The organism is Terriglobus sp., assembly GCF_965201105.1.
Lineage (GTDB): Bacteria > Acidobacteriota > Terriglobia > Terriglobales > Acidobacteriaceae > Terriglobus.
This window is the reverse complement of record NZ_OZ241741.1, coordinates 1,413,245-1,437,200: the sequence shown is the minus strand read 5'-3', so window position 1 is coordinate 1,437,200 and position 23,956 is coordinate 1,413,245. Positions and strand designations below refer to the sequence as shown.

Annotated in this window: 24 protein-coding genes and 1 tRNA gene; 10 read left to right on the top strand and 15 right to left on the bottom strand. The window is 61.4% G+C overall.

The window, feature by feature from the left end; translation table 11 throughout:
- The first annotated feature begins 15 nt into the window (after positions 1 to 15).
- Both ACOFKT_RS06295 and ACOFKT_RS06290 read left to right on the top strand, forming a co-directional pair.
- A complete protein-coding gene (locus tag ACOFKT_RS06295) occupies positions 16 to 177 on the top strand; it encodes a hypothetical protein (protein ID WP_419806558.1) in 162 nt (53 codons plus the stop codon).
- Positions 178 to 368: 191 nt separating this feature from the next.
- Entirely contained in the window at positions 369 to 2,660 is a 2,292-nt protein-coding gene (locus ACOFKT_RS06290; RefSeq protein ID WP_419807120.1) for an APC family permease, read from the top strand.
- 383 nt (positions 2,661 to 3,043) lie between these two features.
- On the opposite strand, the gene ACOFKT_RS06285 is transcribed toward ACOFKT_RS06290, so the two are convergent.
- Entirely contained in the window at positions 3,044 to 3,664 is a 621-nt protein-coding gene (locus tag ACOFKT_RS06285) for a methyltransferase domain-containing protein (RefSeq protein WP_419806557.1), read from the bottom strand.
- 45 nt (positions 3,665 to 3,709) lie between these two features.
- Complete coding sequence (locus ACOFKT_RS06280) at positions 3,710 to 4,054, bottom strand: bactofilin family protein (RefSeq protein ID WP_419806556.1); 345 nt, start codon at positions 4,052 to 4,054, stop codon at positions 3,710 to 3,712.
- A 97-nt stretch (positions 4,055 to 4,151) separates the two neighbouring features.
- Between ACOFKT_RS06280 and ACOFKT_RS06275 the strand changes: the two genes are divergently transcribed.
- Positions 4,152 to 5,024, top strand: a complete 873-nt coding sequence (locus ACOFKT_RS06275; RefSeq protein WP_419806555.1) for a hypothetical protein — start codon at positions 4,152 to 4,154, stop codon at positions 5,022 to 5,024.
- Here ACOFKT_RS06275 and menC read toward each other — a convergent pair.
- From menC to ACOFKT_RS06255, 4 genes are all read right to left on the bottom strand, one after another.
- Positions 5,014 to 6,126, bottom strand: a complete 1,113-nt coding sequence (gene menC / locus ACOFKT_RS06270) for an o-succinylbenzoate synthase (RefSeq protein WP_419806554.1) — start codon at positions 6,124 to 6,126, stop codon at positions 5,014 to 5,016. The genes ACOFKT_RS06275 and menC overlap by 11 nt on opposite strands.
- Positions 6,116 to 6,907 (bottom strand): GNAT family N-acetyltransferase, encoded by a 792-nt coding sequence (locus ACOFKT_RS06265; RefSeq protein ID WP_419806553.1) that lies wholly within the window; start codon positions 6,905 to 6,907, stop codon positions 6,116 to 6,118. The genes menC and ACOFKT_RS06265 overlap by 11 nt, the downstream gene beginning before the upstream one ends.
- Entirely contained in the window at positions 6,904 to 7,740 is an 837-nt protein-coding gene (mazG, locus tag ACOFKT_RS06260; RefSeq protein ID WP_419806552.1) for a nucleoside triphosphate pyrophosphohydrolase, read from the bottom strand. The genes ACOFKT_RS06265 and mazG overlap by 4 nt, the downstream gene beginning before the upstream one ends.
- Positions 7,741 to 7,808: 68 nt before the next feature.
- The gene (locus tag ACOFKT_RS06255; protein ID WP_419806551.1) at positions 7,809 to 8,333 is read right to left on the bottom strand and encodes a DinB family protein; all 525 of its coding nucleotides are present in this window, start codon (positions 8,331 to 8,333) and stop codon (positions 7,809 to 7,811) included.
- Between the two features lie 47 nt (positions 8,334 to 8,380).
- On the opposite strand from ACOFKT_RS06255, the gene ffh reads away from it, so the two are divergent.
- From ffh to ACOFKT_RS06235, 4 genes are all read left to right on the top strand, one after another.
- Positions 8,381 to 9,772, top strand: coding sequence for a signal recognition particle protein (gene ffh, locus ACOFKT_RS06250; RefSeq protein WP_419806550.1), 1,392 nt, complete (start codon positions 8,381 to 8,383; stop codon positions 9,770 to 9,772).
- The gene (locus tag ACOFKT_RS06245) at positions 9,773 to 10,465 is read left to right on the top strand and encodes a peroxiredoxin family protein (protein WP_419806549.1); all 693 of its coding nucleotides are present in this window, start codon (positions 9,773 to 9,775) and stop codon (positions 10,463 to 10,465) included.
- A gap of 136 nt (positions 10,466 to 10,601) precedes the next feature.
- Entirely contained in the window at positions 10,602 to 11,417 is an 816-nt protein-coding gene (locus ACOFKT_RS06240; protein ID WP_419806548.1) for an IclR family transcriptional regulator domain-containing protein, read from the top strand.
- A gap of 61 nt (positions 11,418 to 11,478) precedes the next feature.
- Positions 11,479 to 11,555 (top strand) — tRNA-Met (locus tag ACOFKT_RS06235).
- 218 nt (positions 11,556 to 11,773) lie between these two features.
- On the opposite strand, the gene ACOFKT_RS06230 is transcribed toward ACOFKT_RS06235, so the two are convergent.
- The 4 genes from ACOFKT_RS06230 to ACOFKT_RS06215 form a co-directional block, all read right to left on the bottom strand.
- On the bottom strand, positions 11,774 to 13,366 hold the full coding sequence (locus tag ACOFKT_RS06230; RefSeq protein ID WP_419806547.1) for a hypothetical protein: 1,593 nt from the start codon (positions 13,364 to 13,366) through the stop codon (positions 11,774 to 11,776).
- Between the two features lie 32 nt (positions 13,367 to 13,398).
- Positions 13,399 to 14,667: a spinster family MFS transporter gene (locus tag ACOFKT_RS06225; protein WP_419806546.1), complete on the bottom strand. Its 1,269-nt coding sequence runs from the start codon at positions 14,665 to 14,667 to the stop codon at positions 13,399 to 13,401.
- A gap of 54 nt (positions 14,668 to 14,721) precedes the next feature.
- The gene (gene queF, locus ACOFKT_RS06220; protein ID WP_419806545.1) at positions 14,722 to 15,147 is read right to left on the bottom strand and encodes a preQ(1) synthase; all 426 of its coding nucleotides are present in this window, start codon (positions 15,145 to 15,147) and stop codon (positions 14,722 to 14,724) included.
- 81 nt (positions 15,148 to 15,228) lie between these two features.
- Positions 15,229 to 16,437 carry a M48 family metallopeptidase gene (locus tag ACOFKT_RS06215; RefSeq protein ID WP_419806544.1) on the bottom strand — a complete coding sequence of 403 codons (1,209 nt, stop codon included), beginning with the start codon at positions 16,435 to 16,437 and terminating at the stop codon, positions 15,229 to 15,231.
- Between the two features lie 114 nt (positions 16,438 to 16,551).
- On the opposite strand from ACOFKT_RS06215, the gene ACOFKT_RS06210 reads away from it, so the two are divergent.
- Positions 16,552 to 18,039, top strand: coding sequence for a lyase family protein (locus tag ACOFKT_RS06210; protein ID WP_419806543.1), 1,488 nt, complete (start codon positions 16,552 to 16,554; stop codon positions 18,037 to 18,039).
- 29 nt (positions 18,040 to 18,068) lie between these two features.
- Here ACOFKT_RS06210 and ACOFKT_RS06205 read toward each other — a convergent pair whose 3' ends face one another.
- The gene (locus tag ACOFKT_RS06205; protein WP_419806542.1) at positions 18,069 to 18,845 is read right to left on the bottom strand and encodes a hypothetical protein; all 777 of its coding nucleotides are present in this window, start codon (positions 18,843 to 18,845) and stop codon (positions 18,069 to 18,071) included.
- 129 nt (positions 18,846 to 18,974) lie between these two features.
- Here ACOFKT_RS06205 and ACOFKT_RS06200 point away from each other — a divergent pair, with 129 nt between their 5' ends.
- Complete coding sequence (locus ACOFKT_RS06200) at positions 18,975 to 19,628, top strand: c-type cytochrome (protein ID WP_419806541.1); 654 nt, start codon at positions 18,975 to 18,977, stop codon at positions 19,626 to 19,628.
- Positions 19,629 to 19,635: 7 nt separating this feature from the next.
- Here ACOFKT_RS06200 and ACOFKT_RS06195 read toward each other — a convergent pair whose 3' ends face one another.
- Complete coding sequence (locus ACOFKT_RS06195; RefSeq protein ID WP_419806540.1) at positions 19,636 to 20,805, bottom strand: DUF481 domain-containing protein; 1,170 nt, start codon at positions 20,803 to 20,805, stop codon at positions 19,636 to 19,638.
- Between the two features lie 139 nt (positions 20,806 to 20,944).
- Here ACOFKT_RS06195 and ACOFKT_RS06190 point away from each other — a divergent pair, with 139 nt between their 5' ends.
- Entirely contained in the window at positions 20,945 to 21,640 is a 696-nt protein-coding gene (locus ACOFKT_RS06190) for a trimeric intracellular cation channel family protein (RefSeq protein ID WP_419806539.1), read from the top strand.
- 6 nt (positions 21,641 to 21,646) lie between these two features.
- Here the strand turns inward: ACOFKT_RS06190 and ACOFKT_RS06185 are convergent, their stop codons facing one another.
- From ACOFKT_RS06185 to ACOFKT_RS06175, 3 genes are read right to left on the bottom strand one after another with little or no spacing between them, the layout of a single operon-like run.
- Positions 21,647 to 22,534: a glycine betaine ABC transporter substrate-binding protein gene (locus ACOFKT_RS06185; RefSeq protein ID WP_419806538.1), complete on the bottom strand. Its 888-nt coding sequence runs from the start codon at positions 22,532 to 22,534 to the stop codon at positions 21,647 to 21,649.
- On the bottom strand, positions 22,531 to 23,166 hold the full coding sequence (locus tag ACOFKT_RS06180; protein ID WP_419806537.1) for an ABC transporter permease: 636 nt from the start codon (positions 23,164 to 23,166) through the stop codon (positions 22,531 to 22,533). Before ACOFKT_RS06180 ends, ACOFKT_RS06185 begins: the two co-directional genes overlap by 4 nt.
- Entirely contained in the window at positions 23,163 to 23,954 is a 792-nt protein-coding gene (locus tag ACOFKT_RS06175) for an ATP-binding cassette domain-containing protein (protein ID WP_419806536.1), read from the bottom strand. The genes ACOFKT_RS06180 and ACOFKT_RS06175 overlap by 4 nt, the downstream gene beginning before the upstream one ends.
- Positions 23,955 to 23,956 lie beyond the last annotated feature (2 nt).

The window sequence follows — 23,956 nt, the reverse complement described above, 5'->3', positions numbered from 1 at the left end:
CGGTACACTGGTGTCATGCTTGATCTGCTGATGCCTCTGCTTAGCCGCGCATTGATGCCGTTGTTTGTCGTGGGCATGATTGGATCCAGCATGGTCGTGGCAATCACGTTTCTGCACGACGTTGTGGACTTCTTTGCCAAGGACGAACCGAGTTCCACGGCTGGTCAGCCACGTTAGTTCGCTGCCTTGGCGGTGATTTGACGCAGGGCTGGCTACACCCTAGACTCAAGATTGTGCGTTCTTTCAGGCCACGAACTTAGTGGGTTGGTACCGCAGACGAGACAATGGCGTCCAAACGCAACCACCCTGTATCTCCTCCTCTTCCAGCTGAGCCAAAGCGAGTTCGCTTAGTCGTCGCATCGTCCGTGATGTTGACGTTTATCTCATTCTGGCGGGCTGCGGCAATCGTTCTGAATGATTTGGGGTCTTCCGCATTTTACGCAGGTGGCATCGCGGAAGCCGCAGTCGGAAAGGCGGCGCCCTGGTTCATTCTGGGTGTGATGCTGTTCGCGTACTCGGTGCGTGCCGTGTACGTGGAAAGCTGCTCAATGTTTACGCGCGGCGGCGTGTATCGCATTGTGAAGGAAGCGCTGGGCGGAACCTTTGCCAAGCTAAGCGTTTCCGCGCTGATGTTTGACTATGTGCTGACAGGACCGATCTCCGGCGTATCCGCGGGACAGTACATTGTGGGCCTGCTGAATGGCGTTGTGGCGCAGATGGCGAACTCGCCGCGGCTGCACCATGCACTCGTGAGCGCGTCCGGACAACCCAGGCAGTTCGACGTGAACCATACCTCCGCGGTGATCGCGCTTGCTATCACCGCGTATTTCTGGTGGCAGAACATCAAGGGCATTGAAGAGTCGAGCGACAAAGCCCTATCGATCATGAAAGTGACGACCGTCATGGTTGTCATTCTGCTGCTTTGGGGTGGTTACACGATTCTGCACATCGGTGCACACCTGCCGCCCTTCCCCACACCAGCAAACCTGCATTTCTCTAACGAATCGCTTGGATTTTTGAAGCACACAAGATTTGCGCACACGCTTGGCGTGTTCGGGATTCTGATGGCGTTCGGTCACTCCGTGCTGGCGATGAGCGGTGAGGAGTCGCTGGCTCAGGTGAACCGCGAAATCCAGCATCCCAAGCTGAAGAACCTGAAACGCGCGGCCTTCATCATTGCGGTGTACAGCACGGTCTTCACCGGGCTTGGTTCCCTGATGGCCGTGATGATTATCCCGGATTCGGTCCGCGTCAGCCAATACGGTGACAACCTGATCGCCGGCATGGCGATGTACATGGTTGGACCTTTAGGACTGCGCATCGCTTTCCGAGTGTTTGTCGTGATCGTCGGCTTTTTGATTCTGGGTGGCGCGGTCAACACAGCCATCGTGGGGTCGACGGGCGTATTGATGCGCGTAGCCGAAGATGGAGTGCTGACCGACTGGTTCCGCAAGCCGCACAAGCGCTTCGGAACCAGTTATCGCATCGTCAACCTGGTTACAATTCTGCAATTATTTGTAATCCTGGTCACCCGGGGCGATGTGATCCTGATCGGCGAGGCCTATGCCTTTGGCGTGATCTGGAGCTTCACGTTCAATGCGCTTGCGATGCTTCTGCTGCGCTGGAAGTACAAGGGCGAGCGCGGCTTCAAGACACCGCTGAATTTGCGCATCGGGAAACAGGAGATACCGCTCGGACTCATCTCGGTGTTTCTGGTTTTGCTGACGACCGCGATTGTCAACCTGTTCACCAAGCAGGTTGCGACGGTGAGCGGAATTATCTTTGCTGTCGTTTTCTTCATTTTGTTTTCACTTTCAGAGCGGGACAACAAGCGCCGCCACAAGATGACAGAACGCCAGATGAAGGAGCATTTTCAACTGGGGCACGCCGAAGAGGTTGGCTGCTCTGACCTGGCGATTCGGCCGGGCGGAGTTCTGGTCACCATGCGCGATGCCGCAACGCCGCACGCGCTGAAATGGGCGCTTGCGCGGACGGACACCGAAGAGCAGGACTTAGTTGTGCTTGCCGCGCGAATGATGGGCGCGGGTGGCCCAGAGTACGTGGATGCTTCCGAGCAGTTATTCAGCGAGCATGAACAGATGCTGTTTACCAAAGCGGTATCGGTCGCAGAAAGCTTTGGCAAGCACATTTCGTTGCTGGTGGTGCCCGCGGGTGATATCTTCGCCGCGATCGTGCGGACTGCGAACTCGCTGGATGCCGCGGCAGTCGTTTCGGGACTATCTACCAAACTCACCGCGCAGGAACAGGCGTTCTATGTGGGCCAGGCATGGGAGTCCCTGCCGGAGCCGAAGCGGCAGTTTACTTTCTATGTTGTACCTCCAAACGGCGACGCGGAAAGTTTCCATATTGGTCCGCACGCGCCCAGTATTCCTGCGAGCGACGTGCAACTGGTGCACCGGCTGTGGCTGAATTTTCGACGGGACGCAAATATAGAGCACCTGCATCATTCCGACATTGTGTCTTATGCGCTAACGCGATTGGCCAGTGACTTTGCGTCGGACCGGGTGCGAACTCTGGAAGATTTGCAACAGAGTATCGAAAGCGAAAGCCGTCGTCGGGGCCTTGGTACCCTTTCGCGCTTCCATGAAGATGCGGATGAAGAGGCTCCTGGGTACTCCCTGGCAGAAAGCCGCAAGTAGGAGTTACTGTTACGAAGTAGGCCGGGCGGCGGAATTAATCCGTCTGACCTTCTATTTGCGGTTACAATTACCCGTCAGGGGGAGATAGGCCTTGGAAGTTAGTCGAATTATCGCTGAGATCGATGCGCAAATCAGCAAGCTGGAGCAGGCAAAGGCTCTGCTGCAAGGTACGAGCACAACCGGAACCGGGCGTGGGCGTCCACGCAAGAATGTTCCGTCAACCACACCCGCTGCAACCAAAAGCAGTGTGAAAAAAAAGCGCAACTTGAGTGCGGATGCCCGGAAGCGTATCGCAGAAGCGCAGAAGCGCCGTTGGGCCGAGCGTCGCAAAGAGAGCTAGTCCTACAAAAGGCCGCCTGAGGACCAGGCGGCCTTTTGTTTCCCTACCGGTTGACCAGAACTTCGCGTAGATTGTCCTTTGCCAGGAAAAAGCGATAGGTCGCGAACGTATGCAGAAGCGTTTCCAACTGCCGGTTGGTATAGATATTCGCAACCGGTAGAGCGCTTACGGGCTGCACGTCCACCTGCTCATCGTCCCGCAAATGGTACCGGTGGAAGCCGGTTTCGGGTTTCACATGTCCGAAGACGAGCAGCCGGCCACCGCTTGCCATAGTTGCGTGAAGCCGTTCAAACAAGGGACCGACAAGAGCTTTCGGCAGGTAGTCGGCAGCATCCCAGAAGAGCACCACATCAAAGAGGCGGCCTGAGTCCGGCAGATTGGCATTGAGAAATGCCTCCGCATCGAACTCCTGACCGGGTTCCGCATCTGGGCGAATCCAGATGTTATTTTGTGCTTCGCCGACCAGATCAGACATGTAGATGCTATGTCCCCAACTTGTCAGCAAGTTGATGTTGGTGGACGAAGTCGGACCTATGTCCAGAACCCGCAAACTTTCCTGATCCTTCAGAAACGTACGCAGGCTGTTCCAGCCGCTGGAGTGGCGCGGTACCCGCTGCTTAGATGGATCGGAGTTGCGCGCTTCTCCTCCGCCGAACAATCGCATAATGTCTTCTCAAAAAGCGGGGCCACGCCGGACTGGCGAGCTTAACTAGCCGCGGCCTTCCTGGCCAGTGAGTGTGACACGTCCTCGGACGGACGCACTTTCTTCGATGGAGAAGCGAGCTGCCGTGATGTCACCGAAGAGCTGGCCGCTTTGCCGTATGTCGACGCGGCCCGTCGCCTGAACGGGACCGTTCTGCCGGCCAAGAACTACCAGGTCCTGCACATGCACCTCGGCGTTCACGTCAGCATTGGGGCCAAGAATGAGGCGATTGCCGTTCAGGCGAATGATGCCGTCGATCTTGCCATCGACATAGAGCTCTTCCGTACCGTTGATCTCACCCTTGAACTGCACGGATTTCCCGATGATGGTGCTTCCTTCAGATGGCTTCACATTGACTCCTAAGCGGCTAACGTCTCCCGGCGAGTGTACCGGAGCCGGGGTACGGGCACAAACGGCGTATGCCGTTCTGCTAACGCGAAAGCGCCTGGTGCATCCAAATGATTACGTGAAACGGCTGCTGCCCTACTGTGCGTTGCTGGCATTTCTTTCCGCTGCCGCCCAAGGCAGAGCGGCGGCACAGGCCAACGATGCGGCGTTGGACCTGCGGGCGCTTATACGAGACGTTTGCCGCGGGCAGATCGAAATGCTGCAGCGGCACGATACGCGTCTGCGTTACCAGATCCAGCGTACGGATCACAAAGGATCGACGCTTCGCGATGAGATTGAAAGCCACGACGGAAACGTGGCGCGCCTGCTGCAACACGACGGCCGTGCACTGACGCCAGAGGAAGACACCGGGGAACATGAGCGGCTGAATGGGCTGCTAGGCAGCGACAAGCTGCAGCAGCGCGAGCGCGATGAGGCGAAGGCCCGTATATATGGCGTGGAGATGCTGCAAGTATTGCCCGATGCGATGCGGTTTACGCTGGCGGCCATGCAGACGCCTCTGCCTGATGTTGCGGACCGGCAGGTGGTTGTCGACTTTGAACCGGATCCGGCTTTTCATCCCGCAAACATGACGCAGCAGATCCTGCCGGCACTGCGCGGACGGCTATGGGTGGACGTTGCCGACCACCATCTGCTGCGCATGGAAGCGCACAATACATCTGACGTGAACCTGGCGTGGGGGCTGCTTGCCAAGGTGCACGCGGGCGGAAGCATTCTGTATGAACAGCGCAGGTTTCAGGACCTCTACACCTTTACGCACATTGCCCTGCATCTGCGTTTGCGGGAGTTGATGGTGAAGGCAGTGTTGCTGGACACGGACACTTTGACCGGCGACTTTCAACGCCTTCCAAGTTCGCCCAGCGGCGATGATGCGGTACGCATGCTGCTGGCGAAGCCGGTGCCTACGCGCTGAACTGAGCGTGCCGGACGGTGAGCGCATCGACGCGCCCGCTGTCTACATGGAAGCCACGGCCCGTCGCCGTGGGAACGATAATCTCGCCCTGGGCGCTCACCGTGACCTCAGGCTCAATGATGTCCTGTGCCCAGTAGCGTTTGGAGGCGGATACATCGCCCGGCAGGGTGAAGTTGGGAAGCGAAGACATAGCGATGTTGTGGGCTCGGCCGATGCCGCTTTCGAGCATGCCGCCACACCAGACAGGCACGCCGTGGTGCTGCGCAATGTCGTGGATAACAATGGCTTCGGTAAAGCCTCCAACGCGGCCGACCTTGATGTTGAGAATGCGTCCACTGCCGAGCCGCAGAGCAGCTTCGGCATCGCGGCGGTTGCGGATGCATTCGTCCAGGCAGATATCGGTCTGGATGCGCCGTTGAAGCTCGGCGTGGAAGAAGAAATCGTCGTACCAGAGCGGCTGCTCGATCATGAGCAGTTTGAACTCGTCCCAGGTTGCGATGTGGTCCGCATCGGAGAGACGATAGGCGGAGTTGGCGTCACAGCTGAGCAGAATGTCAGGCCAGCGCTCGCGCACGGCAACGAATATGGCGGTGTCCCAACCGGGCTTGCACTTCAGCTTGATGCGCTGGTAGCCGGCAGCGATCTCCTGCTCGACCTTGGCGAGCTGGGCTTCCATGGTGTCCTGCATGCCGATGGAAACGCCGCAGGCGATGCGTTCGCGCGTGCCGCCGAGCAGTTTGCTGAGCGAGACACCTTTGACCTGCGCTTCGAGATCCCAGACGGCGTTCTCAAGCGCGGCCTTGGCCATGCGGTGGCCGCGCACCTGTTCCAACATCGCGGGCACGTGGTCTCCCTGCGCGACCTCCTTGCCGAGCAACCGCGGCACCAGTTCGGATTCGGTGATGAGCCAGGCGGTGTCGATCATCTCGTCGGAGAAGTAGGGGTGCTCGCCGGCGACGCACTCGCCCCAGGCGGTCAAGCCTTCTTCGCTGATGAGTTCCACAAGCAGGATGCGGCGCGTGGTGGTCTTGCCGAAGCTGGTAACGAAGGGATGCGCGAGGGGCATCTGGATTTCGCGAAGGATGATGCGTTCAAGCTTCAAGGGGAGAGCTCCACGTGTTCTGCAAGGTGTCAGCCGAGGTACTGCGGATGAGCTGGTAGCTGCCGTCGCCGTTTGGCTGCCGTTGATATCCAGCAGCGACAAAGCCCTGCGCGAAGGCGGCTTCCAACCGGGCGCGCACGTTCTGCTGTGTTTGTACCGCGCGTTCATCCGCGGCGGACTTCCAGGCGTAGATGTCAGCGGGAACCACCACGGTCTGTTGCGGGACTTGCAACCGTAAGCTGTCTTCGAATGCGCGCTCCACATGCTGGCTGCGAACCCACCATTCGGCATAGAGCCGGTCGGTGGGCAGCCCGCCTTGCAGCGGTGATGAGGACGGGCCGTAGAAGTCGCGTATGTAGCGGCGGCTGATGGCGCCCAGCCGGTGCAGGTTGAAAAAAGCGTTCTTGATCTCCAGCGGATCGTAGGTCCACTCGATCAGGTCGAAGCCGTCGGCCACGGCGATGTCGCGCTGCGCAAGCTTGAGTGCGCGGCCCACGCCGGTGTTGCGATAGGGCGGCAGCACCGCGAGCATTTGCGAATGGAGGTAGGCGTGACCGCCACGGTAGCCGGGATAGGCCAGGTTGAACGCGACGATCAAGTCGCCATCAAAGGCACCAAGCACATGGCCGCCCAACTTTTCCGCGAGCAAAAACGCGCGGCGGGGGAAGAGCTCGTGCGGCGAGTAGTTCCAGATTGCGCTTTGTATCGCAACGCACCGCTCAAAGTGCTCCAACGTGCTTAGGCGGTCGATGCGCAAGGCCTTAGCGCGCAGTTCGCTCACGCGCGCTCCTCCTGCTTTGCGCGATCCCAGAGGTCTTCCATCTGAGCCGTGGTGTGCTCCGCAAGCGGTGTATCTGCCGCGAATGCCTCCATGCGGCTGAAGCGGCGGCGGAACTTCGCGTTGGCTCTGCGCAATGCCTGCTCGGGATCGACTTTGAGGTGCCGGGCGAGGTTGGTCATGACGAAGAGCAGGTCGCCGAACTCCTCTTCGATGCGGGCTGTATCCGGTGGTGCGGCTGGATCGACCTCGTCCCGTAACTCCTGTACTTCTTCGGCGATTTTGTCGAACAGGCCATCGGCGTTCGGCCAGTCGAAGCCGATGTTTGCCGCTGCCTTGCCCAGCTTGCGGGCTTCGGTGAAGGCGGGCATCGCGCTGGAGATGCCCGCCAGCAGGCCCGCAGCTTGCGGCTGCGGCTTCGCGGCGCGCTCCTGCTGCTTGACGCGCTCCCACGTGGTGATGACGTCGTCGGGTGTATCCGCGCTGGCATCGCCGAAGACATGAGGGTGACGCCGCAGCAGTTTCGCGCTGAGCGTCCGGATCACGTCCGCGATGCCGAAGCGGCCTTCGTCGTGCGCGATCTGTGCGTAAGAGAGCACCTGCAGCAGCAGGTCGCCGAGTTCGTCCTGCAGACCGGCCCAATCGCGGCGATCGATTGCGTCGAAAACTTCGTAGGTCTCCTCGAGCGTGTGCGGCTTGATGCTGTCCAGCGTCTGCGCGCGGTCCCACGGGCAGCCGTCCGGCGCGCGCAGGCGGGCCATGATGGCGGCGGCCTCCGCAAAGGCGGCGGCGGCATCGCGTTGCGCTTCGACCTGAGTTGGCGCAAGGTGCGACATGAATTCATGGTAGCAACGGAGGCGCGGTCGCAACGTGCTCCCTGGTACGAGGTGTGCCTGGCCGGGAATTAGCTCTGCTCTGCCCCGTGCAGCGAGCGCAGCAGTTTTGCCGTGGTCACGGCCTGGCCCGCGTGGCGCTGGGTATGGTCCGCCAAATGCACCAACAAGCCGGCTAGTGTGGCCGGCAATGTCGCCCGGCCGACATAGCGGGGTTCGTCGAGCGCGGCCAGCGGAAGCGCACTGGTGCGCCGTTCCGCTTGCAAGAGTCCTGCTTCAAACTCGTCGCGCGTTTCCGAGGCGCCCTGTGCAATGTGCTCGGTCGCAAGCAAAGCGTGTTGTGCCTCTGAAAGCTGGTTGCCCTCTGCGTACGTGAGCAGACGGTCGAGGCTGCGTGCGATATGACGCGCCTGAAAGCCGACCGATGGCAAGCCATACGGCTGCTGTTCCAACAGTTCTGCGTCAAACGGCCATACCCAACGTGCAAAGTCTTCACGCGTCAGGTCGAAGGCGTGCAGCACGGCGCGCAGGAGTGGCGGCGATTCCTGGCGGGTGCCACGCAGCCACGGTTCCACGTTCGCTTCGTCGTACAGCATGGCTCCATGCTGCCATAGGCGCGGAGCCTGTAAACTTTTAGTTGACTATGTTTGAAAACCTTCAGGAAAAGCTGCAGCGCGCATTTAAGAACCTGCGCGGCCAGGGCACCATCACGGAAGAAAACATCGGCGAGGCGCTGCGCGAAATCCGGTTGGCGTTGCTGGAAAGCGACGTAAACCTGAACGTGGTGAAAAACCTGATTGAACGAGTGCGCGAAAAGGCAGTCGGCACACAGGTGGCCACCGCGCTGTCGCCCACCGAGCAGGTTATTAAAATCGTGCACGATGAACTGATTGAAGTGCTGGGCAGAGACAACGCGCGCTTCAAGTTTTCATCGCAGCCGCCGACCGTGATCCTGATGGCCGGACTGCAGGGTTCCGGCAAAACCACGACCAGTGGCAAGCTGGCGAGCTGGCTGAAAAAGGGCGGCCACCGGCCGATGCTTGTGTCGGTTGACGTGTATCGTCCAGCGGCGCGGGAGCAGCTGGCGATCGTGGCGAAGAGCGTGGGCGCGCAGATCTACACGGGCAAGATCAATGACGAAGATGCGGGTACGCCGCTGGTCGAGCGCCTGGCGCGCGAGGCGAAGCGCGAGGCGACCAACTTCGGCAACGACGTGCTGATCGTGGATACGGCAGGCCGGCTCGGCATCGACGAGCCGCTGATGGACGAGATGCGCAAGCTGAAGGCGCTGCTGAACCCATCCGAGATCCTATTCGTCGCGGACGCGATGACGGGGCAGGACGCGGTGAACTCCGCCGATGCGTTTCACAAAGAACTGGGCCTGACCGGCGTGGTGCTGACGAAAATGGACGGCGACGCACGCGGTGGCGCGGCATTGTCGATTCGCAACGTGACTGGCGCGCCTGTGAAGTTTCTGGGTACGGGCGAGAAGCCTGATGCGTTCGAGGCGTTTCACCCGGACCGCATCGTGTCGCGCATCATGGGCATGGGCGACATTGCAACCCTGCTGGAGCGCGCGGAAGAAAAGCTGGACCGCGGCAAGGCCGAGGAGTTCGCGAAGAAGGCGCTGACCGGCGATGGATTTTCGCTGGAAGATTTCCGCGACCAGATGCGGCAGATCAAGAAGCTTGGCTCCATGCAGTCGATTTTGAAGATGCTGCCGAGCGTCGGCCCTTTCCAGGGATTGCAGCAGGCCGCCGAGCATGTGGATGAGGGCCAGTTCACGCGCGTGGAGGCGATGATCAACTCCATGACCAAAAAGGAGCGGCTCAACCACGAGATCATCTCCGGTTCGCGACGCAGACGCATCGCCGCAGGCAGCGGCACCAGCGTGCAGGAAGTGAACCAGCTGCTGAAGCAGTACGCGCAGATGCGCAAGATGTTTAAGGGGTTTGGTTCGGGCGGTGGCAAGATGCAGCGCCGGCTGATGTCGCAGATGGGCAACATGGGCGGGCCGGGAAGGTTTGGCCGCTAGGTGCCTTTCGAGTCTGCGGGCGCGACCAGGGCGCTGCAGCCGCGGCTGGACGAGATCACCCAGAGCACACGCCGGCTGGTGCAGCCCGAACGGCTGCTTGCCTCAGAGCGGCTGATCGCTGAACTGCTTGCCACTGGAATTGAAAATCGTATGCTGCCGGTGGGGACTGAGATGCCGGGGTTCGCGTTGCCGGACTCCGCCTCCGGCCGCATCGTCAACTCGGCAGACCTGCTTGCACTCGGACCACTTATCATCAGCTTTTTTCGTGGCCGGTGGGATCCGTATTGCGTGACGGAACTGGAAACGTGGCGGGATTTGTATCCAGACGTACGCCGCCGCCGGGCGCTGCTGGTGGCCATCTCGCCGCAAACGTTACGGCAGGGCGACTTCACCGTGCAGCAACATGGTCTTCCTTTCCCGCTGCTGCGGGATGCCGATTGCGAGGCTGCCGAGCGTTTCGGAGTTGCATACGATGTCACTTCCGAGATGGACCGGTACTATCGCTCGATCCTGGTAAGCCTGCCCTACATCAACAGCGGGCGCAATGTGATGGAGACCGCTGCGGGCGATGCCGGCCGGCTTCCGTTGCCCGCGACTTTTTTGGTGGATCAACAAGGTAGCATCCGCTTTGCAGAAGGGCACGCGGATCACCGGGTTCGCCCCGAACCACAGGATATTTTGGCGCTTCTCTAACGTGTTTGGCGGAAAGGTGTCGCCATAGGCCCGGCAGAAGTGCGCTTATACTGGAGGTGCGGTTATCGAGTGATCTGTGCGGTTTTCGCGCGGACTCAATCGAGCGAATCGCACCGGTCACGAAGGGAGGCCGTGCATGCCAGGGACCTTAGTAGCGGAAGAGGTGAAGACGGCGGCACACCTTGGGCAGTATGCAGGTGACCCGAATTTTATGACGTCGCTTGCACGCGGCCTGTCTGTGCTGGAGGCCTTCGCGCAAGAGTCGCCGCAGATGACCATCTCGCAGCTAAGCAACAAGACGGGCCTGAGCCGGGCCGCGGTGCGGCGATGCCTGTATACGCTTTCGCGGCTTGGGTACGCGGGCGCCGAGGACGGCCAACGCTACTCCCTGCGACCCAAGATGCTGACGTTGAGCCATACCTACACGGTCAGCAACACGCTTTCCAGCGCGGCGCAACCAATCCTGGAGCGCATGAGCGCGCAGTTAAACGAGAGCTTCAGCGTGGCGACACTGGATGGTGATGAGATCGTCTACATTGCCCGCTCGCAGGTGAGCCGCTTGATGAGCGTGGACCTGCATGTGGGTAGCCGTTTGCCAGCTTACTGCACGTCCATGGGGCGCGTTCTGATTGCGTCGCAGCCACCTGATGAAGTGGAGCGGTACCTGTCCCGAGTGGATCTGAAGCCGTTTACCGGCAAGACCGTGAATAACGTCGACAAGCTGCGATCGATGCTGCGCAACGTCCGCCGAAACGGGTACGCGATGTGCGATCAGGAGTTCGAGGTGGGCCTGCGTTCGATTGCCGTGCCTGTGTATGCGCCGAGCGGAAAGGTAATTGCAACGGTGAACCTGAGCGGCAACGCGCAACGCATGGCGCTGCTGGATATGCAGACGCAGTTTCTGCCACACCTGCGCGCGGCCGCAAACGAGCTCAGCGTTTTCCTGCGCTGAGCCACTACGCTGGGAGTCCGTTCCTCTTTGACATAGCGCAAGAGCAGCGATATATTGAAGTTGCGGGGTGGAGCAGCCCGGTAGCTCGTTGGGCTCATAACCCAAAGGTCGCAGGTTCAAATCCTGCCCCCGCAACCAACAGGAAGTACTGGTTCCACAAACCCCACGCGATTGGGGTTTTCGTGCGTTTGGACGATACGCGAGTTCTAGATCTGTCTCTTCGAGGCGTAGTGCTGCGCAGAGAAGCAGGAGCTACACCTAAGTGAAAAGTGCTTTAAGCCAGAACGCATAGCGCATGTCGTTGACGTTCATGGGTTGCGCGTTGTGCGCGCGCAGCGTGATCTTCTGCTGCCGCTCTACGGGCCGGGCGATGTTGGCGTTGTGTGTGTTCGCACGCAATGGTCCAGTGCATACGATTGAGACCGAAAGCTTGTGTCCAGCGCGCACGTGAAGCCGTGGCTTTCTAATGTGCCAGGCAGCCATGTATCGCCGGACAGGTCTGGCCGGACCAGATAGACCTCATCCCCTGGATGTAAATCACGATACGAAGTGAGTGGAAACGGCAAGACGCCGGCACGTGCGAACCACCGAAGCACCGCCTCAGAGATACCGTCCGGCACCGTGCGGTAGTGGTCGGGGTCGGTCACCATGCGAAGATGGGTCCGCTCCTGCGGTGTGGCATACCACCAGAGTGTCGGGTAGACGATGGGACTGGCGACGACGTCGCCGTGCTGGAAGATCGCAGCATACTCCGCCTGGGGTGAGGTGTGCGGGCCGTTCCGCACAAAGGTGACCAGTGCCGGCAAGGGCAACACGAGCAGCACGGCCGCAATCGCAAGCGGGACTGCCGGGAACCTTTGCCACGGTGAAGTGGAAAGAAGAGCGCCGAACAGCAACGCTCCAGCAACGAAGACCGGCGAAGCGTAGCGCGTAAAGAAGTAGTGGTTCGCGACTCCGATGCAGAACGCCAGGATCGCGGCAAAGTACACCGCTGCGGCGGCGAGAAACGGGAAGAGCAAGTCGGGTGTCGAGGACGAGTCACCAGTTACATGGGAGTTCCGCCAGAGGAATACCGTGCCTGCCAGAACAAGTGCAAAGAGAACCGTTTGCCAGCGGCGTTCCACGGGGTACGCCATGACTTCGTACAGCTTCGCCACAGCCGGCAGCGCGGGCGTTCTTGCGGAGAGTGGGACCTGGCTCATGTAATGCGTTGCGATATAGCGAGCGAGCGCGAAATCGAAGAGGAACGCGGGCGACGCCAGCCCGACTGCAACCAGCAGGCGTGTATCCACGCGTCGTGTTTGGTGCCAATGCAGCAGTTCGCCGGTGACGATCGGCATACAAACGTACACCAAGCTCAACGCGTGAATCGTTGCGGAAAGTAGCAGAACGAGAGCCAGGGGCCACAACGGGGCGGGGCGCCCGGCAGCACGCCGGATGCGGTAGGTGTCGTAGACCAGCACGCCAAGCGCCGTGATCGCCATAAGAGCCGCGTATGGGCGCACGGTAAACATGAACTCGACACACCGTGACGCGGTGAAGAGAGCCGCGCCACACAAGCCTGCCAGCGGGGCGGCCCGGCGCTGGAAGAGGCGGAAAATGCAGACAGCCGCTAGCGCGGTGACCAGGGCGGAAACCATGTGCACCCCGATCGCCTCAGGAAGCGGGAGAGAAAGACCGATGCGAGCGGCAAGGTGGCTAAACGGGGGTTGACTGTCGATCGGCACTGCGGCAAGATACGCGTGCCAAGTCCGCGCTGTTGCGGCGATCAGCGTGGAGATCTGGTCGAACTCCATGGCACGCGGCTGCACCAGGATCGTGTAACGCAGACCCAGGGACAGGAGCAAAAGACCGAGCCCGATGACACCGGCCCGGTTCTGCCATACGAGCTTCGGCCGTGCCGCACCTTGCGGCACAACGGGTGTCAGTTGCGAAACGTGGTTCGACATACGCGTGACCACAGGATAGCGGTCGAAACTTCCTAAGCCGCTACGGCGTCCATGGACGTTTCCCGAGGCGCATAGCGGGAACCGATCACCTGGGCGACCGCGGACAGCACCAGTGCGGCTACCGTAACACCCAAGCCCCAACGCAGGTTGCTGCGATCACTGATGAAGCCGATCACGCGCGGCGACGGCACATCGCCCAGCAGATGAATCAGAAAGAGTTGGCCCGCCAGCGCGGTGGCGCGCACCTGTGCCGTGACTGAGTTGACGATCGCCGCATTCACGGGCCCACTCCCCAGAAACAGCGTGAACTCGGCAAGCGCGAGCGCGGGAAGCATGGTCTTGACCGGGCCAAAAAAGCAGAGAAGTGCGCACGGGATACACAGCGTTGGAGCCAATGCGCTGACCCAGTACAGCGCGCGGTGGTCGCGGCGCAACCATCGCTGCGCCAGCCAGCCACCCACCGCTGTGCCCAGCAGGCCCGTGCCCGCGGTAATCGCGCCTACGGTGAAACCTGCGCTCGATTGAGTCATGTGTGCCTCGCGCTGCAGAAAGGATGGAATCCACGCGGAAATGCCGCCGATCGTGAACGTCGACATCGCGTAGCCCAGCGTCGCCCACAGATAGGCTGGATTCTTAAGCAGGCCGAGGTAGTTCCCCACATGCGCCCCGCCACGGCCACTACCCTGCCCCGCGCTGCCTTCGTCGGTGGCGCCGCGTTCCGGTTCACGCATCAGGAACAGAATGGCAAAGGCCAGCAGCAGGCCCGGTATCGCGGAAACGTAGAAGGCGCTCCGCCAGCCGTGTGTCTGCCCGAGCCAGCCGCCGGCGGCGTAACCGATCGCGGCGCCGACCGGAATGGCGACGTTGAAGATGGTCAACGCCCGGTTGCGCTGCTCGGGCGGGTAGTAATCAGCCAGCAGCGCCGGGCCGAAAATGCCGAAGCTCGCTTCACCCACACCCAGCGCCGCGTGCCGCACCAGCAGCGCGTCAAAGCTGTGCACCATGGCACTGAACAGGTTGACGGTGCTCCAGAACAGTGCGCCGATGACGATGAGCGGCTTGCGCGGAAAATGATCGCCGAGCCAGCCCGTTGCGGGCGCCGCGATGATGTAGGTGATGAAAAAGTACGTGACCAGTGAGCCGAGCCGCTCGTCCGAGACGTGAAATTCGGCTTTGACCATCTCCTGCACGCCGTTCAGGACGTAGCGGTCGATGTAGTTGACCAGGTTCAGTCCGGTCAGCAGCAGCAGGGCGACGGTCGCCGCCTTCGCATCCGCAGTTCGTTTCGAAGCTGGGCTCATCGCGATGAGGTTAGCAGGTCCAAAACAAACTGCGCAGACAACGCCCACTCTCGCCTAAATGGCTCGCGGCGGCACTTCGGTCTGATTCTCCGGACGTGGGTAACGCGCCCAGACCACGGTGCTGATGCCGCCGCGCGGACGGAAGTCGCCCTTGACCTCGCACCAGATTGGCTGCGTCGCCTTCACCACGTCATTCAGGATCTGGTTGCAGATATTCTCCTGGAAAATGCCGAGGTTGCGGTAGCAGAAGAGGTACTCCTTCAGCGACTTCAGTTCTAGGCAGACCTCGCGCGGCATATAGCGAATTTCGATTTTGCCGAAGTCGGGCAGTCCCGTCTTCGGGCAGACGCTGGTGAACTCCGGGTCGTCAATCAGAATCTCGTACCCGGCGAAGCTGTTTTTCCATGTTTCAATCTCGGGAAAACTAAAATCGAGCCCCGCGACTGCGTGCTCATCGGTGTAACGCTCACTCAAAGCCATAACTCAAGTTTACCTTTCCTGCTGCAGCACAAAGCCCCCCAGCCAATGGCTGAGAGGCTTTACGCGGTGCTGTTGTGGAGCCTAGTCTCGCCGACCCAGCGTTGGCCGGTCGTCGCTCTTGTCCTGCTGCGACCCGTTGCTGCTGTTTGGGTCGTTGTTGCTTGCGCTGGTGCGCCGCAGCGTCGGCTTGTTCGGGTCCTTTTTGTCATCGATCTTGCGCTTGTTCTGGATTCGCGCCAGACGCGCTTTCACGTTGTCGAACTCGCTCGTGGTGACCAGGTAATCCTGCTTGGCCGGCAGAATCGTCGCGATCTCTTGTTCCGAGCGCTCGATACGGTCCGGCGTCTGCGGATGGTCAGAGAACGCGCGGGCCAGTACGCCGGGCTTACGCTTTTCCAGCGCATCCAGCTTTTCGAACATGGTGACCAGGCCCTGCGGATCGTAGCCGGAGCGGTACGCGTATTGCACACCAAGCCAGTCAGCCTCTGCCTCGAAGCCTCGGCTGAACTTCAGAAAGCCAAGCGGAATGGCGAGCTGCGAAGCCTCGTAGATGCCGTATGCCGTATAGCCCCCCATGAAGATGAGCGGAACTGTGCTCAGCTGCATGTATTGCGCACGCGTCATCTGGCGTGCTGCATGGTGCGCCGCCACGTGTGCAATCTCATGCGCCATCACGCCGGCCAACTCGCTCTCGTTGTCGGCTGCCAGAACCAGGCCGCTGTTCACGTAGAAGTAGCCGCCTGGAAGTGCCATCGCGTTGATCTCGTCGGAGTCGATGACCTTGATGGTGAATGGCACCTTCGCATCGCTGTTCTTCACGATGTTCTGGCCGATGCGGTTGATGTACTCGACCACGACCGGATCGGTAATCATCTTTGAGGAACGCTCGACCTCCATCGCATACTGCTTGCCGTTGCGAACCTCCCAGTCGGTGGAGAACCAGTTGCCCATGCCGCGGCCACCGATGTCGCGCGTGCCGGCCGCGTTCACGTCCTCCTCTGAGCCCTTCTTGATGTTTTTCTTCAAGTCATCGCCGGGATCAGGGATCGGCTCGTTGTTGTTCTTGTTGGCCTCGTCACGTGCCTTGTCCAAATCTGCTTTGCTCGCGGTTGGCGGTGGGCCGTTCGTCGGTCCACTGTTTGGCACCTTGGCCGGGTCCTGCTGGGTGCCAGGCACGCCGCCGGTTCCAGTGGTCGATGTGGGGGTGGTCGGCGTGGTGATCTGCGCGCCGGCAAAGCCAGCCGTCGTCACGCAGAGTGTCGCGATCAGCGCAAGATTCCGCAGTTGCATGGATTTGTGCTCCTGGGTTGGACGGAACGGGCGCAGTCCACCCTGAACTATTAGACGCTTGTTTCGGCGAGATGTCGCGCCGCCACGCCGTCAGGTTGCGGCATCCCAAACCCTATGAAACCTGACGAAGCGAACCGCCGTGAAAGTGATTCCCTGGGCTGGATTGAGGTGCCCGCGACGGCGTTGTACGGCGCGCAAACGGTGCGCGCCATCGGGAATTTTCCGATCAGCGGGCTGCGGGCCAGCCCCTACCTGATCCGTGCCATTGCGGCGATCAAGCTTGCGGCTGCCCAGGCCAACGGCCAACTTGGCGTCATCGACGCGGACCAGTCCCGCGCGATTCAGCAGGCCGCGCAGGAGGTCATGGACGGGCGCTTCCATGACCAGTTCCCTGTCGATGTCTTCCAGGCCGGGGCCGGCGTCAGCTTTCACATGAACACAAACGAGGTTCTGGCGAACCGCGCCAACCAGATCCTGGCGGCGGAGGCGGGCGGGGGTTCCGCAGAAGATGCCGCACCGGCCGAACCAGAGGCCGATCCCGCGCTGGCCGCGCTTGGCCGCTATGCCCCGATCCATCCCAACGACCACGTCAACTACGGTCAGAGCACGAACGATGTGTTCCCCACCGCGATGCGCGTTTCAGCCCTGCTGGCGCTGCGCGACCTTGACCCGGTTCTCGCGGAATTCGAGGAAGGCTTGCAGCAGAAGGCACACGAGTTCGACGGCATTCTGAAGTCGGGCCGCACCCATCTGCAGGACGCCACGCCTATACGGCTCGGCCAGGAGTTCGCCGCCTACGCGGAGGCGATCCGTGCCGCCGCGGCTGCCATCGCCTCCGCAGCCAGGCCGCTGCACGATCTAGGCCTGGGCGGGTCCGCCGTGGGCACCGGCATCAACACGCATCCTGAGTATCGCGTCCTTGCCATCGCCAACCTCGCACGCGTCACCGGACTGCCGCTCACGCCCGCGGCGGACATGCGCTTCGCCATGCAGTCCTGCGCGCCGGTTGCGACCGTTTCAGGAGCGCTTCGGTCGCTGGGGCTCGAGGTCATCCGCATCTCCAACGACCTGCGGCTGCTTGCGTCCGGGCCCAACACTGGCCTGCGTGAGATCGACCTGCCTGCCCTGCAGCCTGGGTCGAGCATTATGCCCGGCAAGGTCAACCCGGTGCTCGCGGAGCTCGCGGCCATGATCGGCTTCCAGGTCGCCGGGAACGACACCGCGATTGCGCTTGCCGTGCAGGCAGGTCAATTGGAGTTGAACGTGATGATGCCAACGATGACGCACAACCTGCTGCAGTCGATTACGATCCTGACCAATTTTCTCCGCGAGTTCGATCGGCGTTGCGTCCGCGGCATCACCGCCAACCCGGAGCGCTGCTCCAACTACGCCGCCTCCACCGTCGCGCTGGCTACTGCGTTAAATCCTTATATTGGCTACCGGCGCGCCGCGGACGTGGCGAAGGAATCGGTCCACTCGGGCCGCAGCATCATCGAGATCGTCCGATCAGAACGGCTGCTGACAGAGGCCCAGATTGCCACGATCCTGGACGCGCGCGCGATGACCGAGCCGCGCGCACCGGAAGAAAAGCCCACCTCGTAAGGTGGGCTTTCATGCGGTTCATGCCGGCTCTACTGCCTTCCGAATCGATACACGAAGCCAACATTCACACCCAGGCTGTTCTGCACCGTGCTGCCAAAGGTAGTTAGAACGTAGGTCGGCTGAATGCGCGCGGCCAGGTTGTTGTACACGTTGTAATCCAGGTTGACCGAAGCGCTAAAGGTCGGGTTGGCGTTGGAATCCTTCCACAAGCCGAGCGTCTGGCTTGGCAGGCCTTTGGCATCGCCACCGAACTTGCTCAGGGTGACGCCACCCTCGCCCATCACGCCGACTGAATACTTTTCCGTGCCAAGGAAGCGGTACTGCAGGCCGGCCATGAAGTTGTAGTGGCTGATCTGCGGCCGGAAGATGAAGTTCTGCGCAAGCTGGTTGGGAATTTTTGCATTGCCGTAGTTGCCGCGAACGTCTCCCACGATGCCCCAACGCTCATTCCACTGCCGGGTCCCGTTCACCCAGAAGTTGATTTCGTTGATGCGAAGCAGGTCGGAACCAGGATGAAACCGCAGATAGCCGCCTCCGCCTCCGACTTCATACCGGTGCGAGTAGGCGTCGTGAATATTGCGCTCGATGCGGGCCTGGCGGTTCGCGTTATACCGACGGCCGCCCTGCCCGGTCGGGCGGGGGGCCGGCGTGGCTTGTGGTGCGGCCTGCGTTGGCGCTGTTTGGGTGTCGGTGGCAGCCGCGTCCTGGCTTGAGGACGAGCTTTGCGCGAGCGCGGGTACGGCGCATAGCGCCAGCGTGGCGGCAGCGCACAGCACGCGCACACCCGTCGTGGTGAAACGGAACATCAACCAATACTCCTCAAGCAGCTGCGGCGGTGCTACGTTCAGTCGAGCAGAAAACCGCTTCCTCATTAGAACATCCAGCGACGGAAACGTTACCGTCCATAGCCGCCGCTTCCGCGCGCAATCGAATCCATGCCGAAATCTTCCAATGCATACACGGGCGGCTCGAGCCGGAGGCGCGGCGCTTCGAAGCGGCAATCAAACGGGCTCGGCAAGCTGTTTCTGGGCTTGCTCCTGGGTGTGGTGCTTACCCTTGCGGCGATTCCCGCCTATTTCTACTTCGGCCAACCGCCGGTGGCGGTGTCTGACAAGCCCGCCGTATGGGAACATCTGGCGGAGCGCGTTGCAACGGATCGCCGCATGCAGCGCGAGGCAAAGCCTGCCCCGTTCGCGGCCGGTGAGGACGCGTTTGAAGGCGCCGCCCGCACCTATCGCACGCAATGTGCGCAGTGCCATGGCAGCCCCGCACTGGAATCCCAGCTGGGCGCGGCGATGCTGCCCCGCGCGCAGCAGTTCTTTACCCGCGACCGCAAGGTGACCGCCAGCAAGTCCGCCGGGCAACTGTACTGGGCTACGGCGTTCGGCATTCGCCGCTCCGGTATGCCTGGCTATCGCAAGTCGCTGACCAACACACAACTGTGGCAGCTTGCCTTGCTGCTGCACAGCGCCGACCAGGAGCTACCCGATCCCGTGCGCGAACTGCTCAGCCCGGCCATCCCCGCGACCGCCCCCACCGCTGCTGCGCCTGTAAGCACCCACAGGGTGCGGACCGCGCCAGAGCGGTAGGGGTTCGTCAGCGAAGCGAGTACGCCAGCCCCGTAACGAACTGCAGGCTGTTCTTGCGATAGCCCGGCGAAGGATTGTTCAAGTAATCATCGGTCCCGTTCAGGTTCACGCTGAGCCGCTTCAGCAGGGGCAGCGTGAACCCGACGCCCAGGTGCCCTGAAAAAGCATTCAGGTTGTTCCAGGCCGGCAGGAACGAAAAGTTTTGTGTAAGTGTCAGCTTGCGCGGAAGCGCCCGGCGGTACGCCTCGCTGAATGTGGAACCCGTCAGGTTCTGATTGGAAGCGGCGGCCAGAAACTGCTGCTTTTCGTAGTGAACGTCCGCTTTCAGATCCAACTGATGCACCGGCGTGCTGAACGGAGTGAATCCCATGCCAGCGCCGTATACCTGCTGCAGTTGCAGCCCCTGTGCGAAGTTGTGGTCGAAGCTGCCGTCCGCCAGCGCATAGGTGCGCTTGTTGAAGTACTGGTCGCGTTCCGCGTCCGCATGGAAGATGCTCGTCTTGATCGTGGATGCCGGCGTTGGCGGCAGTGTTGGATCGCCGTTCGGCAGGTCGGGCGTTGTCAGGATGCCGTAGGTCTCCTGCACGTTCAGCATTGTCTTGTTTCGCGCGCGAAAATAGGTAAGCACCGGCACCTGCCGGACCAGCGCGCCGCCTACGCTGAGCGTGCCGCCGTGCTGTGTGCTCTGCACAAACGTGGTGCCCAGGTTGACCGTTCCGTTCCAGCCGTCGAGAGGTCCTGCGCGGCGCGCCAGGTCCTTCTCATAGGTCGCTCCGTCCACGATGTACGCCACATCCTTGAGCGCAATCGGAGGCTGCGCATTCCCATCCGGAGACTCGACGACACCCTGCGCCGTGACTGCAATCGTCTGCGGCTTCAATGCTTCCGATTCCTTGACCGGCGCGCCGTGGCGAAGAACCGCGAATGCGCCCGCCGTGCGCAGCTCTTTCACTTTGCTCAAGGGCACCGTCACATCGCCAGTCATGTCGCTGTGGAACACAACCGTGTCGTTGACGCCACGCAGCAGCTTGCCGGTCAGCCGGTCACCGTTCACGAAGACCAGCACATCCGCGGCCGCGGCCTGCGGCGGGTTCGCCTGCCCGGCTGCGGTTCTGCCGTAGAACAGCACACACCCGGACAAGACGGCGCACTTTGCAACGAACTGGAACAAACGCAAGCAGCAACTCCCCGCCTTCAGGCTAACGCCCGTTTGAAGCGCATTCAGTCCGAGGTGCAGGGGGTGGCCACAGAGTGACGTCCAATCGCGGGCTGCAAACACCTGTACCGGCTCCCGACGGTCTACTCTAAGCGGAGCCATGCCGCTCGTCGCCGCCATGTTGCCGATTCCGCTGCCTCCAGCGGCCCGGCTGTCTTCCACGCTCTTCCACTTCTTTGAGATCACCGCCATCGTGCTGGGTGCGCTCGGCGGCGGCCTCGCCTCACGCCGCGACCGCCGCACGCGTTTCGACACCACCGGCATCATCGGCCTTGGCTTGATCTCCGGCGTGGGCGGCGGCATTGTGCGCGACTTGCTGCTGAACGAAGGCGCGCCGCTCTCGCTGCAGCACCCGTCGTACCTTGCTTACGCGATGCTTGGCGCCGCGCTTTCGCTCGTCTTCGGGCGCTCCATCGGAACCCGCACCCTCGCGCTCATGTCGTTCGTGGACGCGCTTTCGCTTGGATTCTTCACGGTTGCCGGTTCGACCCGTGCCATGAACGCCGGCCTCGGCTTCCTGCCCTGCCTTTTGCTGGGCGTTACCACGGCGGTCGGCGGCGGATCACTGCGCGACATCTTCTCCGGCGAGGCACCCAAAGTCTTTCAGGAGGGCGAACTGTACGCACTCGTGTCCGCGACGGCAGCACTGCTTTTTCTGCTGCTGCAAAAATTCGGCGCAGGCGTGAACGTGGCCGCCACGATCGCCACGCTTGCCGGATTCGGGCTCCGCATGCTCGCGATTCGCTATGGCTGGCGCACCCACCGCGTCGAGCACCTGTCGGACCCCAATCGTTAGCCGCGCCTACAGTCCTGCCTCTCTGCGAAAGTCGCGGATCACGTCCGCTGGATCGCGGTGATCGCCTTCCACGGCATGATTCATCGCCTGCATCTGCGCCTCAGAGCACTTACCGGCGAGTTGCTGCAACGCACGGTCGACCGCCGGGTGTGCCCGCAGCGTGTCTTCTCGAACCACGGGCACGGCTTCGTATGGGGGAAAGTAGTGCTGGTCGTCGACAAGGACCTGCAGGTGCATGGTTGGGATTGCACCGTCCGTAGAATTACCCGCAACTATGTCGACCTGGTGGTTCGCCATGGCCCGGTACAGAAGTCCCAAATCCATCACGCGTGGCGCACCGGCAAACTGCAGATGGTACTGCTGCTCCATACCGTGCAGGCCGTCCGGGCGCTCCTCAAACTCGTAACCGACGCCCAGCCGGAGTTGCGGCGCGGCGGTTTGCAAATCACTCAACTTCGACACATGCAGACGCGCGGCATTGTCCGCACGCATCACCATGGCAAACGTATTTTCGAACCCGAGCGGAGCCATCACCCGGACGCCCTGCTGCGCGTAGAGTTGCGTAATCGCATGCCGCACGCGCTCACGGTCGCGATCGACCGGTTGCTTAAAAATGGAACTCAACGCCGTCCCGGAGTACTCGACGTATGCATCGATCCTTCCGGAGAGCAACGCCTGATGCGCGATATAGCTGCCTGCGAGATAGAAACGCCGCTCGACCTTTTCACCCTGAGCTTCGATCTGCTGTGCAAGCAGCTCCCCGAGCAGCACCTGTTCGGTGAAGTTCTTGGCGCCGATCACGATGCGCGATCCCTTCGGCGGATCGCACGCGGTCAGCGGAAACAGCATGGCGGTGACGAGCCACGCGAGCAGAACACGTACGGCAGTTTTCATTGCGATCTCTGCACCGTCAGCCGCCCTTCCGCAAGTCCGAGCATCGCGTCCAGCAATAACGCGAGCAGTGCAGACGGGATGGCACCGGCAAGAACAAACCGGTTGTCGACGGAAGCGACACCACGGAAGATCATCTCGCCCAATCCACCGGCGCCGATGGCAGCGGCGATCGTTGCGACACCGACGCAGGTCACCGTCGCGGTGCGCAGGCCCGCAAGAATCACGCTGGCCGCAATCGGCAATTCCACCTTGAGCAGGCGCTGCCACGCCGTCATGCCGAGCGCACGGCTGACGTCGATCAACGACGGATCGATGCCGCGGATGCCTGCATAGGTATTGCGCAAAATAGGCAGCAGAGCGTATCCGGTAAGTGCCACAATGGCCAGCCGCGCCGCGCGATCGCCAAGGAATGGGACCGGCAAAAGCAGGCCAAACAGCGCAAGCGACGGAATGGTCTGCACCACGTTCGCAAACCCAATCACCGGCCGCGCCCAGCGTTCATGCCGCGTCAACCAGACGCCCGCTGGCAGGGCGATCAGGGTGGCGCACAAAACAGCCCAGCCGGTCAGCCAAAGGTGCTCAATGGTGAGCCGGCCCAGCTCGTAGCCGTGGATTCGTAAGAACCCCATCATGATTTGCCTGCCGGCGTGAAGCGGTTTACGGCGTGAACATACTCCGAAACACCCGGATCCTGCGAGTCCAACACCTGATCCGAAGCTAAATCGGCATAGACACGGCCCTCCCCCATGAACAGCACGCGGTGCGCAAGGAAAATAGCCTCTTGCAAATCATGCGTCACAATCAATGCCGTGGTTCCGAAGCGCGCCAGCAGGTCGCGTAGCATCGCCTGCATTTCGGCGCGCGTGAGCGGGTCCAGCGCGCCGAATGGTTCATCGAGCAGCAAAAGCTTCGGTTCCGTCGCCAACGCCCGCGCCAGGCCGACGCGCTGACGTTGGCCGCCGGAAAGCTGATGCGGCATGCGCTTCGCATACTCGGCCGCGGGTAGGCCCACCGTGTCAAGCAGTTCGGCCGCCCGCCGGGTACGCTCGTCTTCCCGCTTGCCCGCAAGTTCCAGCGGCAACGCAACATTTCGCTCGATGTTCATGTGCGGATACAAACCCGTTTCCTGGATCACGTAGCCGATGCCACGGCGCAGATGCCGCATCTCTTCGGGCTGCGAGCCTGCAGAAACATTGCGGCCAAGCACCTGTACCTCGCCCGAGGTCGGCAGCACAAGCCCGTTCACGGTTCGAAGCAGAGTCGTCTTTCCGGAACCGGACCGGCCCAGCAACGCCGTCGTCGTGTTCGCCTCCAACTCCAGCGAAACATCCTGCAGGATGGGGCGCGCCGGTTCGCCGGAAACGTGAGACGGCGGCGTGAAGCTCACACTCGTGAACGTCACGCCGCCGTCTTGACTCATCA